The sequence below is a fragment of the Rhodanobacter caeni genome (assembly GCF_039523575.1).
Classification (GTDB): Bacteria; Pseudomonadota; Gammaproteobacteria; order Xanthomonadales; family Rhodanobacteraceae; genus Rhodanobacter; species Rhodanobacter caeni.
On sequence record NZ_BAAAFO010000001.1, the window covers coordinates 777,474 to 790,180 of the forward strand.

The 12,707-nt window shown below is 67.7% G+C and carries 7 protein-coding genes, 1 tRNA gene and 1 pseudogene; 8 read left to right on the plus strand and 1 reads right to left on the minus strand.

Features of this window, described 5'->3' with window-relative positions:
- Positions 1-231: 231 nt before the first annotated feature.
- The 7 genes and pseudogenes from folC to ABD017_RS03660 all read left to right on the plus strand — a co-directional run bounded on the left by folC (position 232) and on the right by ABD017_RS03660 (position 12,069).
- Positions 232-1,539 (plus strand): bifunctional tetrahydrofolate synthase/dihydrofolate synthase, encoded by a 1,308-nt coding sequence (folC, locus tag ABD017_RS03635; protein WP_343880223.1) that lies wholly within the window; start codon positions 232-234, stop codon positions 1,537-1,539.
- Positions 1,540-1,627: 88 nt separating this feature from the next.
- On the plus strand, positions 1,628-2,671 hold the full coding sequence (locus ABD017_RS03640; protein WP_343880225.1) for an SPOR domain-containing protein: 1,044 nt from the start codon (positions 1,628-1,630) through the stop codon (positions 2,669-2,671).
- A 37-nt stretch (positions 2,672-2,708) separates the two neighbouring features.
- Positions 2,709-3,329, plus strand: a complete 621-nt coding sequence (locus ABD017_RS03645) for a CvpA family protein (RefSeq protein ID WP_343880227.1) — start codon at positions 2,709-2,711, stop codon at positions 3,327-3,329.
- A 24-nt stretch (positions 3,330-3,353) separates the two neighbouring features.
- Positions 3,354-4,829 (plus strand): amidophosphoribosyltransferase, encoded by a 1,476-nt coding sequence (gene purF, locus ABD017_RS03650; protein WP_343880229.1) that lies wholly within the window; start codon positions 3,354-3,356, stop codon positions 4,827-4,829.
- 95 nt (positions 4,830-4,924) lie between these two features.
- Positions 4,925-5,746: a ferritin-like domain-containing protein gene (locus ABD017_RS03655; protein ID WP_343880231.1), complete on the plus strand. Its 822-nt coding sequence runs from the start codon at positions 4,925-4,927 to the stop codon at positions 5,744-5,746.
- A gap of 437 nt (positions 5,747-6,183) precedes the next feature.
- Positions 6,184-6,312, plus strand: a pseudogene (locus tag ABD017_RS16760) (ESPR domain-containing protein); the annotation flags it as partial.
- Between the two features lie 33 nt (positions 6,313-6,345).
- On the plus strand, positions 6,346-12,069 hold the full coding sequence (locus tag ABD017_RS03660; protein WP_343880233.1) for an autotransporter-associated beta strand repeat-containing protein: 5,724 nt from the start codon (positions 6,346-6,348) through the stop codon (positions 12,067-12,069).
- A gap of 93 nt (positions 12,070-12,162) precedes the next feature.
- Here the strand turns inward: ABD017_RS03660 and ABD017_RS03665 are convergent.
- Positions 12,163-12,237, minus strand: a tRNA-Val gene (locus tag ABD017_RS03665).
- A gap of 122 nt (positions 12,238-12,359) precedes the next feature.
- Here ABD017_RS03665 and ABD017_RS03670 point away from each other — a divergent pair.
- The gene (locus ABD017_RS03670; RefSeq protein ID WP_343880235.1) at positions 12,360-12,704 is read left to right on the plus strand and encodes a lipid-A-disaccharide synthase N-terminal domain-containing protein; all 345 of its coding nucleotides are present in this window, start codon (positions 12,360-12,362) and stop codon (positions 12,702-12,704) included.
- Positions 12,705-12,707 lie beyond the last annotated feature (3 nt).

Genomic DNA, 12,707 nt, shown 5'->3' on the forward strand with positions numbered 1-12,707 from the left:
TTGATGGATCAGCGCAGTCATGCAGGAGCGACTTCAGTCGCGACCTGCATTGGAAAGAAGCAACACCGCAAGCACCGAAGCCGCATATTTTGCCTGCTTTCCCCCATCCCCGCCCGCCGCGCACGTTTCCCCGCGCCGCGGCGGCGACCATGGACAGTAGAATGACTGGCTGATCCCGCCGCACTACGCGACCGCTGGTGCCGCGCCCGCATTCAAACAAGAAGCTTCCGCATGACCCGCACCCTCGCCGAATGGCTGGCCTACCAGGAACACGTCAACCTGCACAGCATCGAGCTGGGGCTCGATCGGGTGCGGCAGGTGTGGCAGCGGATGGGTGCGCCGCCGGTGGCGCGGCGTGTCATCACGGTGGGCGGCACCAACGGCAAGGGGTCCACCGTGGCGCTGCTGGAAGCGATGGCGCAGGCGGCAGGTTTGCGCACGGGCAGTTTCACCTCGCCGCATTTGCTGCGCTACAACGAGCGGGTGCGGATCGACGGTGCCGAGGCGGACGACGCGGCGCTGGTGGCCTCGTTCGAGCGCATCGAGGCGGCGCGCGCGACTGTGCCCCTCACCTATTTCGAATTCGGCACGCTGGCCGCGCTGGATCTGTTCGCCCGCGCGGGACTGGACCTGGCCGTGCTGGAGGTGGGCCTGGGCGGGCGACTGGATGCGGTGAACATCATCGATGCCGACGTGGCGGTGATCACCACGGTGGATCTGGACCACATGGACTGGCTGGGCCCCGACCGCGACAGCATCGGCCGCGAGAAGGCCGGCATCGCGCGGCGCGAACGGCCGGCCATCGTGGGTGAGCTGGAGCCGCCGACCGGGTTGCTGCAAGCACTGGCGGCGTGCGGCGCCCGCGTCGAACGGGCTGGCGTGGATTTCCACGCGCCGCGCCACGCCGACGGTGGCTGGCGCTGGCAGCACCGCGACGGCACCGCCATGGAGCTGCCCGCCCCGCGGCTCTCCGCGCCGGTGCAATACGCCAATGCCGCCGCCGCCATCGCGGCCCTGCACGCGCTGTGGGCGCTGGAGCCGGCGCTGGCGACGCACGACTGGCCCACGGCCATCCGTGCAGGACTGCGTGCCGCCTCGCCGTCGGCACGCCTGCAGCCGCTGGGCGGCGAGCCGCCCGTGCTGGTGGACGTGGGCCACAACCCGCAGGCGGCGCGCGCGCTGGCCGACTGGCTGGACGCGCAACCGCCCGCGCGCGTGCAGGCCGTGTACGGCGCGCTGGGCGACAAGGACGTGGCCGGCGTGATTGCCGCGCTGGGCACGCGCATCGACCATTGGCACCTGGCCGGGCTGGAGCGGGCCAGCCCGCGCGGCCTGGCGGTGGATGCGCTGGCGGACATCCTGCAGCAGGCCCAGCCTGGCGCCTCCTTCCATACCCATGCCGACGTGCCTGCCGCGCTGGCAGCGGCACGCCGGACGGCACAGGCGGGAGATCGCATCCTGGCCTTCGGCTCCTTCTTCGTGGCCAGCGCCGTGCTGGCGCAGATGGCGCTGGAAGCTGCGCCATCCGCGGCGGCGTGACGCGTGCCGGTCGGTACGGTTCCATGAGCGGGGACGCTGGCGGTTATAATCGCCGCTTGCCTGCCGCGAGCCGCCTTGGAGCGAGACCTTGAATACACGCCTGCTGGGTGCTGCCGTCCTGATCGCCTTGATGGTGCTGTTCGTTCCCATGTTCTTCTCCGGCAAGCCGCCGGCCGAAGGTGGCGACGCGGCGGTGAGCCTGGCCATTCCGCCGGCGCCGGATCGCGACCTGCAGACGCGCACCATGGACCTGTCCACCAGCGGCACGGCACCGGCGCAGGCGCCGGTTTCGGGCGATCAGCTGGCCACGGTCAACATCGGTTCCAACCGGCCGCTGGATGTGGAGAACGACCCCCGTGCCGGCAAGGCGCACGAGCCCACCACGGTAACCACCGGAACGGGCACCTCGGCCACCGAGCCGGTGATCCCGATGCAGCCTGCGACGCGCACGGACACACCGGCGCCCACCGCCGCCGACCAGCCCGTCGCGACCCGGGCGGCCGCTCCCGCCAAGACCGAGACCAAGCCCGAAGCCAAGCCCGAACCCGCGCCGACGCCCAAGCCCGCCGAGCCAGCGCCCGCCGTGGCTGATGCCGGCGGGCAGGGCAGCTACATGCTCAACCTCAGCGCCTACGCCAGCGCCTCGGGCGCGGCCAGCTTGCAGCAGAAGGTGCGCGCGCTGGGTTACCCGGTCAGCAGCCATCCGATCACCCAGGCCGGCCAGCGCCGCACCAAGGTGGTCGCCGGGCCGTTCGCCACGCGCACGGCGGCCGAGGCCGCGCGGCTGAAAATCACCCACAGCATCTCCGGCGTGCCGGCGACGCTGGAACACGGCGACGCGCCAGCCAGCTCCGCCGCGCCGACGACATCTGCGCATACCGCCAGCGCCAGCAGGGCCGGCGGCTGGGCGGTACAACTGGCGGCGGTGAGCGGCCAGGCCGACGCCAATGCGCTGCGCGACAAGCTGCGTGCGGCAGGCTTCGACGGCTTTGTCGATTCGGTCAACGTGGGCGGCAAGCAATTGTGGCGGGTGCGCGCCGGCCCGCAGACGCAGCGCGCGGATGCGCAGCGCGTGCACGACCAGATCAAGGCCAAGCTGGGCATCGACGGCAACATCGTGTCGGTGCCTTGAGCTTGCATCGCCCACCGCGAGCCGGACGGATTCATCCATGAACTGGATCGACTACGCGATCATCGGCGTGCTCGGCCTGTCGGTATTGATCGGGCTGTGGCGTGGCCTGATTGCCGAGGTGCTGGCGCTGCTGGTGTGGGCAGCGGCGTTCTGGGTGGCCTGGGTTTTCGGGCCGGCGGTGGCGTCGCACTTCGGCACCATCATCACGCTGCCCTCGGCGCGGATCATCGCCGGCTACGGCCTGTGTTTCGTGGCGGTGCTGATCCTGGGCGCGCTGCTGCGCTTCGTGGTGGCGCGGCTGGTGGCGAGTACCGGCTTGTCCGGCACCGACCGGCTGCTGGGCATGATCTTCGGTTTCGTGCGCGGCGTGCTGCTGGTGACCCTGCTGGTGTTCCTGATCGGTTTCACCGCGTTCACCCGCGATCCGTGGTGGCAGCAATCGGTGCTGCTGCCGCATTTCCAGCACGTGGCCGCCTGGCTGGAACAGCGCGTGCCGGCGGAAGTGCGCAACCTGCACGCGCCCGCGCAGCTGAGCCAGTTGCCGCGCTTGCCGGCTTCGCTGCTGGCCCCCATATCGGAGCGGACGCCCGCCCCGGCAGGCACCGCCCGCGCGGCCCACCCCGCGGCTGCAGGCAGCGCCTCCGCCCCTCATTTTTGAACGACTTTCGAAGCAGGCAACCACATGTGCGGAATCATCGGCATTGTCGGTACCACCCCGGTGGCATCGGCGCTCTATGACGGCTTGACGGTGTTGCAGCACCGCGGCCAGGACGCTGCCGGCATCGCCACCGTGGACGGTTCGCGGTTGCGCCTGCACAAGGGCAACGGCCTGGTGCGCGACGTGTTCACCGAGGCGTCGATGAAGACGCTGCCCGGGCGCATCGGCATCGGCCATTGCCGCTACCCCACGGCCGGTTCGGAGGGTTCCTCGGAGGCGCAGCCGTTCTACGTCAACTCGCCCTACGGCATCGCGTTCGCGCACAACGGCAACCTGGTCAACACCGACGAGTTGCGCCGCGAGATGTTCGAGGGCGACCGGCGCCACATCAATACCGATTCCGATTCCGAGGTGCTGCTGAACGTGCTGGCGCACGAGCTGCAGATCCAGGACCGCATGGCGCTGACGCCGGATCACATCTTCAAGGCCGTGGCCGGCGTGCACGCGCGCGCCAGCGGGGGCTATGCCTGCGTGGCCCTGCTGCTGGGCTACGGCCTGCTGGCCTTCCGCGACCCGCATGGCATCCGCCCGCTGGTGCTGGGCGAACGCGTCACCGCCGAGGGCCGCGAATACGCGGTGGCGTCCGAATCGGTGGCGCTGGACGTGCTGGGCTTCAAGCGCATCCGCGACGTGGAGCCGGGCGAGGCGGTGATCGTCACCGACGCGGGCGAGCTGTTCAGCCGCCGCTGCGCCGAGGGCGCGCTGCACACGCCGTGCATCTTCGAATACGTCTACCTGGCGCGGCCCGATTCGATGATCGAGGACGTCTCCGTCTACAAGGCGCGCCTGCGCATGGGCGAAAAACTGGGCGCGAAGATCCTGCGCCTGCGCCCGGAGCACGGCATCGACGCGGTGATCCCCATCCCCGACACCGCGCGCACCGCCGCCAGCGCGCTGGCCGGTGTGCTGGGCGTGCCGTTTCGCGAGGGTTTCGTCAAGAACCGCTATATCGGGCGTACCTTCATCATGCCGGGGCAGGGCGAGCGGGTGAAGTCGGTGCGGCGCAAGCTCAACGCGATCGACCTGGAGTTCAACAAGAAGAACGTGCTGCTGGTGGACGACTCGATCGTGCGCGGCACCACCTCGAAGCAGATCATCCAGATGGCCCGCGATGCCGGCGCAAGGAATGTCTATTTCGCCTCCGCCGCGCCGCCGGTGCGCTATCCCAACGTCTACGGCATCGACATGCCCTCGGTGACCGAGCTGGTGGCCGCCGGCAAGACCGAGGCCGAGGTGGAGAAGATCCTGGGTGCCGACTGGCTGGTCTACCAGGACCTGAAAGACCTGATCTGGGCTGTGCAGGACGGCAACGAGGACCTGCAGCAGTTCGACGCCTCGTGCTTCTCCGGCGAATACGTCACCGGCCTGGACCAGCGCTACCTGGAGCAGATCCAGATGCTGCGCTCCGACGACGCCAAGGCCGCCAGGCGCACCGTCTAGCGCCGCGCTTCCGCCCATGCGGGAGCGCGGCTCGCGCGATGCTTTTCGCGACCGCATCGGGGCATCGCGCCAGCTGCGCTCCGGCAGGAAATGCCATGACCGATCTTCACGCTGCCGCCAAGCGCTGCCTGGACGCCACCGACCCGGCCGAAAAGCTGCGGCTTACGCACCTCACCTGGCAGCGTTTTCTCGACGGCGAGCTGCAGCCCGATGCGGCGTCGCCTGCGCCCGAGCCGATCGCCGCGCCCGGGCGGCCTTCGAAACCCGTTCTGGTGAATGCACGTCATTTGCCGCAACGCGGCCTGGGTAGCGAAGAAGGCCGCGCGGCGCTGGTGCACGCCGTGGCGCATATCGAGTTCAACGCGATCAACCTCGCCTGGGACGCGGTCTACCGCTTCCGCGGCAGGCCGCTGGCGTATTACCGCGACTGGGCCAGTTGCGCCCACGACGAGGCACGCCATTTCGCGATGCTGGCCGAGCGGCTGCAGGAACTCGGCCACGCCTACGGCGATTTCGATGCCCACGACGGCCTGTGGCAGATGGCGGAGAAAACCGCCCACGACGATACCGCCCGCATGGCGCTGGTACCGCGCGTGCTGGAAGCGCGCGGACTGGATGTCACGCCTGGCATGATCGAGCGCCTGCGCCGCCTGCGCGACACCCGCACGGTGGCGATCCTTGAGGTGATCCTGCGCGAGGAGGTTGCGCACGTCGCCGCGGGTACGCGCTGGTACCGCCACTGCTGCCAGCGCGACGGCATCGAACCCATCGCGCATTTCTTCGCCCTGATCCGCCACTACATGGGCGTCAACCTGCGCGGCCCGTTCAACCGGCCCGCGCGACTGGACGCGGGCTTCGTGGACGCGGAGCTCGATCGCCTGGCAGCGCTGGCGGCGGACAACACACCGGCTTCCTGATCTGCCGGCGTTTCGCGCGCGGCGCCGGCCAATCATTGGCGCGCCGGCTGCCGCGCTGAGGTCACAGGTGACGGAATAAGACACTTCCTGGCGCGGGAATGCGCAGATCTTGCTTTCGCGCTGTGCCAGCACGCGTGCCGCCGGCACGTGTGCTTCTTCCGACCATGCGCCACATCGCCGCAGGAAGTTCGTTGGTGAATGCCGACACGGCTTGCGCCAACACGGTGGCGCAAGCGCGCTCGCGATGTTTCCCAGCTGAATGGCTGGTCCTCATTGCGGATGGCATGGCCATTGCTTTGTGAGCCGTGGGGGTTTCGCCGCGTTGTCAGGAGTCCGCCTCGCGCGGCGAAAACGACCATCACCACAGCGTTCTCAACCACCGCTCCGCCTGGAGCGGGCGTTGCCGCGCACCTTAAATTCAGAGTCGGGGCTCACCAATGAATCGCATTTTCCGTATCGTCTGGAACCGCGCGCTGGGGCAGTTTGTCGTGGCGTCGGAGCTCGTACGCTCCCGCGGGAGGTCCGCAGGCGCCTCGCTTGCCCACCCGTTGCGCTCCGGATGGGCGCGGGGACTCCTGTTCACCGCGCTGGCTGCCGCGATGCCGCTGAGCCACGCGCACACCACCTCGGTGGGTTACATCGCGCCGCTGGGCACCAGCAATACGATCACGTTCTGGTACGGCACGTATCACGCCGATGTGACCCTCGGCCAGTTCGAAGGCCAGTTCAAATTGCAGGGTGTGGACAACGGTTTCTCCGCGACTGTCAATTTCACGCAGATCATGGGAGTCGGCCAAGCTGTCACCGGGAGCCCATTTGGGCTGGAGGATGGTGTAAACAACTTCTACGCCGTGGGGCCAACCGGCACGGAACTGGTTGACACGTGGGGGACGTATGGCGCGTCACTGGTCTGGCAAGGGGTGACGTTCAACGATATCGGCCCTGGTACCTACACCTACAGCTACATCAAAGCCGCCAGTCCAACCGTTCAATGGGATCCGTACGAGCCCGTGCTTACGAACACGCTGACCGTCACGGCGGCGGATCTCAACGGCTTTCCGCTACTTCCCGGGCATATCTATACGCAGGATTCCCCCGAGCTCAACCAGGCTGATTCCATCGTGTTCAACGAAGGCACGTTTGCGCCCACCGAGGACACAACGAAGAGTCAGCAGGTCACCATTCGCTCGGGCGGCGGCACCGTGGACACCACAGGTGGTGACGTCACCTTCGATGGGGGCATCGATGGCACCGGCCTGCTGACCAAGACCGGCGACGGCACCCTCACCATCGAAGGAACCAACACCAGCGTGGGCGGGCTTGCCATCAACGGTGGTGTGGTCAGTGTCGGCTCCGACAGCGCGCTGGGCGATCCGTCCGCGGAGCTGAGCTTCGATGGCGGCACGCTGAACACCACGGGCGATATCGATAACGGCCGTGACATCACCCTCAACGCCGGCAGCGGTACCTTCGACACGAATGCGGGCACCACGCTGACCAACAGCGGCACCATCAGCGGCAACGGCGACCTGACGAAGGAAGGCGACGGCACGCTGGCGCTGACCGGCGACAACACGTTCACCGGCGACCTGAACATCAATGACGGCACCGTGCAGGTGTCGTCCGACAACAATGTGGGCACCGGCACGGTGACCATTGGCGACGGCACGCTGCAAGCCACGGGCGATTTCAATATCGACAACGCGGTGACGCTGACCGACGCCAACTCGACCATCGACACGCAGGACAACGACGCCACCCTGAGCGGCCCCATCGACGGCAGCGGTGCGCTGAACAAGATCGGCGATGGCACGCTGTCGTTGGGAGGCACCAACACGTTCAGTGGTGGCCTGAACATCGACGAGGGCACCGTGCAGGTCTCGAACGCCGACAACCTCGGCACGGGCACGGTGACCGTCGGCGACGCCACGCTGCAGGCCACCGGCAGCTTCGACGCCGGCAACGCATTTGCGCTGACCGACGACAACTCGACCATCGATACGCAGGGCAACGACGTCGGCCTGACCGGCAATATCGGCGGCAGCGGCGCGTTGAACAAGAGCGGCAGCGGCACCCTGGCCCTGAGTGGCGACAACGACTTCAGCGGCGGCCTGAACATCGACGAAGGCACCGTGCAGGTTTCGGACGCCGACAACCTCGGCACCGGCACGGTGACCATCGGCGACGGCAGCCTGCAGGCCGCCGGCGACTTCGATGCCGACAACGCGATCGCGCTGACCGATGCACATTCGACTGTCGATACGCAGGACAACCAGGTCGGCCTGGGCGGCGACGTCAGCGGCGACGGCACGCTGAACAAGGACGGCACCGGTACATTGGAAATGACCGGCACGCTCTCGCACACCGGTGGCACCACGGTGAACGACGGCACGCTGGTGCTCGCCGGTGACAACACCTACACCGGCGGCACCACCGTCAACGGCGGTACGGTCGAGATCGGTAGCGACGACAACCTGGGCGATGCCGGCAACGACGTGACGCTCAACGGCGGCAGCTTGCACACCACGGCAGACATCGACACCGCCCGCGACATCTCGGTAGGCGTCGGCAACGGCATCATCACCAGCGATGACGGCACCACCTTGACCAGCACCGGCGCGGTAACCGGCAGCGGCGCGCTGGTGAAGGACGGCGAAGGTTCGCTGGTGCTCGATGGCGTCGCCGCGCAAACCGGCGGCACCACGGTGAACGACGGCACGCTGGTGCTCAACGGCGACAACACTTATAGCGGCGGTACCACGCTCAACGGCGGCACGCTGCAGGTCGGCAGCGACAGCAACTTGGGCGATGCCAGCAGCGACCTGACCTTCAACGGCGGCACGCTGCACACCATCGGCGACTTCACCACCGCACGCGACATCGCGCTGGATGCGGGCAACGGCACCATCGCCAGCGACACCGGCACCACCTTGACCAGCACGGGCGCAGTGACCGGCAGCGGCAGCCTGGTGAAGGACGGCGACGGCACGCTGGTGCTCGATGGCGTCGCCTCGCAGACCGGCGGCACCATCGTCAACGACGGCACCCTGGTGCTCAATGGCGACAACACCTACACCGGCGGCACCACGCTCAACGGCGGCACGTTGCAGGTCGGCAGCGACAACAACCTGGGCGATGCCGGCAGCGACCTGACCTTCAACGGCGGCACGCTGCACAGCACCGGCGATATCACCACGGCGCGCGACATCACCCTGGATGCCGGCAACGGCACCATCGCCAGCGATGCCGGTACCACGCTGACCAGCAGCGGTGACATCGGCGGCACTGGCGCTTTGGCGAAGCAGGGTGACGGCACGCTGGTGCTGGGCGGCGACAACAGTTTCAGCGGCGGCTTGAACATCAACGCGGGTACCGTGCAGGCATCGCATGCCGACAACCTCGGCTCGGGCACGATCACCCTCGGCGACGCGTCCCTGCAGGCGGCCGGCGACTTCACCATCGCCAACACGGTGGTACTGACCGACGCCGATTCGCTGGTGGACACGCAGGCACACGACGTGGCCATCAGCGGCACGGTCGGCGGCACCGGCGACTTGAACAAGGCCGGCTCGGGCACGCTGACCCTGGCCGGCGCCAACACCTATACCGGTGCCACCGCCATCGACGATGGCACGCTGGCGTTGAGCGGCGCCGGCAGCCTTGCCTCGTCCAGCCATGTCGTCAACAACGGCACGCTGGACATCTCGGCGGCGACCGCCGGCGCCAGCGTCAAGGCGCTGACCGGGTCGGGCGAGGTGCAACTGGGCGACAAGGCACTGACCCTGACCAATGCCTCGGGCGATTTCGGCGGCACCATCGCCGGTACCGGTTCGGTGGTCATCGACCACGGCACCCAGAGCCTGAGCGGAAACAACACGTTCTCCGGCGGCCTGCAGGTCAACGGCGGCACCGTGCAAGCGTCGTTGGACGCGAACCTGGGCGGTGGCACGGTCACCATCGGCGCCAGCGGAACATTGCAGAGCACCGGCAGTTTCACCTCGGACAACGCCTTCGTGCTGAAAGGCGCCGGCTCGACCATCGACACCCACGGCAGCGACGTGGTGCTGTCCGGCCAGGTCTCCGGTGCCGGCACGCTGAACAAGGTCGGCGACGGCACGCTGACGCTGACCGGCAACAACAGCCAGAACGGCATCCACGTCAAGGGCGGCACGCTCGCGTTCGATGGCGATGCCGCGCTGGGTGCCAGCACCGGCGTTGTCACCATCGAGGACGACACCACGCTGCGCTCGCTGTCGGACGTGGACATCACGCATTCGATCTACGTCAACGACACCCGTTCGGCGGTGTTCGACACCGGCAACCATGCGGTTACCGTGTCCGGCAACATCGATGGCGCCGGCATCGTGCAGAAGCTGGGCGGTGGCGTGCTGACCCTGTCGGGCAACAACAGCCAGGTGCTGATGGAAGTGAAGGGCGGCTCCATCGCGGTGGCGTCGCAGGCGGCGGCCGGCGCAGCGGGTGGCGACATCTACATCGGCACCGACGGCAACTTCACTACGCTGTTTGCCGGCAAGATCACCCAGAAAGTGCACGTTACCGGCGAGAACGCTCATTTCAATACCAACGGCCACGACGTGACGCTGACCGGCACCGTCGACGGCGATGCCTGCTTCATCAAGAGCGGCGAAGGGCGCCTGGACCTGCGCGGCGGCGGCTCCAACGCCATCGGCGCCTGCGTCAAGCAGGGTGACCTGGCCTTCAACAGCACCTTCACCGGCAAGGTCTGGGTATACGCGGGCGCCATCGCCAGCGGCTCGGGCCGGATCGAGGGCGACATGGACGTGAAGGGCACGCTGTCGCCGGGCAACTCGCCCGGCCACCTGCAGGTGGCCGGCAGCGTCACCCAGCAGGAGGGCAGCCGCCTGCTGGTGGATGTGGACGGGCGTACGGCGGGTATCGGTGCCGGCCACTTCGACACGCTTGAACTGGTGGGTGCGCAGAGCGTCTACACCGCCGGCGGCACGCTGGCGCCGCGGCTGCGCGGCATCACCGGCGATGCAGGCAACACCTTCGTGCCCGAGATCGGCGACACCTTCCATATCGTTCATGCCGAAGGTGGCGTGGAGGGCGCGTACGCGTCGGTGACGGCGGCCAGCGACGGTCTGCCGGACAACGCGCGGTTCGACGTACGCTACACCGCGGACGACGTCATCCTGGCGGTCACGCCCGAGAGCTACAGCCAGTTGCTGGGCGCGTACAGCACGTCCAACGCGGCCTCGGTCGGCGCGGCGGTCGACCAGGTCCGTGGTGTGGCCGGTGCGCGCCTGTCGTCGACTGACCAGTTGCAGGTCGAGTTGCTGGGCATGGACGCGGCCCGGCTTTCGCACACGTTCCAGCAGCTCGGTGGCGAGGTGCATGCCGATCTCATGAACGCGGTGATGCAGTCGGGTTACCGGCTGCAATCCACGGTCAGGCAGCGCATGGCCAGTCCGGCGAACGGCGACGTGGCGGCCGTGGGCGGCACGCAGCAGTCGGAGCTGGGCAACCATTTCTGGACCACCACGATCCACGCCAACGGCCGTATCGACGCCACGTCGGCCGCGCAGGGCTACGGCTTCAACAACAACACGCTGGTGGTGGGCCTGGACAATGCGTTCTCCGAAAACCTCACTGCCGGTGGCGGCGTGGCGTACAGCCGCGACGCGGTCTATGCGGGCTGGCTGGGCGAGGGCAAGCAGTCGAGCTACCAGGCGTTTGCCTATGGCGTATGGCAGTCTGGCGGCAATTACGTCGATGGCATCGTGGGCTACTCCAACGACGAGTACTCGATCGACCGCTCGGTGGACCTGTCCAGTGGCGCGGCGCCGTTGTCGTCCAGCCCGCGGGGTCACTCCGTGTCGGTCGATATCGAAGCGGGGCGACGGTTCGATGCCGGTGCCTGGGCGATCACCCCGGCGGTGGGCCTGAGCAGCCAGAACGTCCATCGCGACGGCGTGCAGGAACACGGTGCGGCACAGGCCGCGCTGGACATGTCCTCCAGCGAGATCGCCTCGCTGCGCGCACGCGTCGGCGGCCGTATCAGCACCAGCTTCGGCTGGCGCGGCTGGGAGATCAGCCCGCACCTGGACGTGTTCGCGGTACGCCAGATGGGCGACACCTCGGCCGTGATCACATCGCGACTCAATGGCACCGGTGCGTTCCGCACGACGGCGTCGGCGGCGGGTCGCGATGGGGTGCAGGCGGGCGTGGGCGTGGTAGCGAAAGTGTCGAACGACGCCACGCTCTACGTGGATTACCAGTCCGACAACTGGAGCCATGCCACGTCGAACGCGTTCAAGGCCGGCGTGCGCATCGCGTTCTGATCGATGCCACGGGCTCCGGCAAGGCCGGAGCCCGTGGCGCCTTGCGGATGTCACCCAATAAAAAACCGGCCAGCAGGCCGGTTTTTTATGTCTTGGTGGGCGGTGCAGGGATCGAACCTGCGACACCTGCCGTGTGAAGGCAGTGCTCTACCGCTGAGCTAACCGCCCAATGTGAGCGCCGTATTCTAGGGGGGCTTTGCGCGTCGGTCAACGTTATTTGCGCAACCGGACCGCTGGCGCCGCGGCTGGATTGGTAGACTTGCCCACCTCTCCATTCCAAGCGCATCGCCATGGATTTTTTCAGTGCCCACTTCCCCTCGATCGTGCATGCGTTGCAGCACTTCCAGCTGACGCCGTGGAAGATCGTGGGTTACACCGGCACGTTGATGTTCACCAGCCGGTGGTTCGTGCAGCTCTATTACACGCGCAAGTACAAGCGCGTGGTGATGCCGCTGGCGTTCTGGTGGTTGTCGGTGATGGGCAGCGTGCTGCTGCTGGCGTATTTCATCGTGGGCAAGAACGATTCGGTGGGCATCCTCTCGAACTTCTTCCCGGTGTTCGTTTCCATCTACAACCTGTACGTGCACTTGCGCCACCGCAAAAACCCCGTCGCGGGTGATGCAGCGACGGGGTGAGCC

Excerpts from the sequence above, each read along its gene's own strand:
- ABD017_RS03660 (WP_343880233.1), top strand. The coding sequence starts at position 6,346 with ATGCCGCTGAGCCACGCGCACACCACCTCGGTGGGTTACATCGCGCCG.
- ABD017_RS03655 (WP_343880231.1), top strand. The coding sequence starts at position 4,925 with ATGACCGATCTTCACGCTGCCGCCAAGCGCTGCCTGGACGCCACCGAC.
- ABD017_RS03645 (WP_343880227.1), top strand. The coding sequence starts at position 2,709 with ATGAACTGGATCGACTACGCGATCATCGGCGTGCTCGGCCTGTCGGTA.
- folC (WP_343880223.1), top strand. The coding sequence starts at position 232 with ATGACCCGCACCCTCGCCGAATGGCTGGCCTACCAGGAACACGTCAAC.
- ABD017_RS03670 (WP_343880235.1), top strand. The coding sequence starts at position 12,360 with ATGGATTTTTTCAGTGCCCACTTCCCCTCGATCGTGCATGCGTTGCAG.
- purF (WP_343880229.1), top strand. The coding sequence starts at position 3,354 with ATGTGCGGAATCATCGGCATTGTCGGTACCACCCCGGTGGCATCGGCG.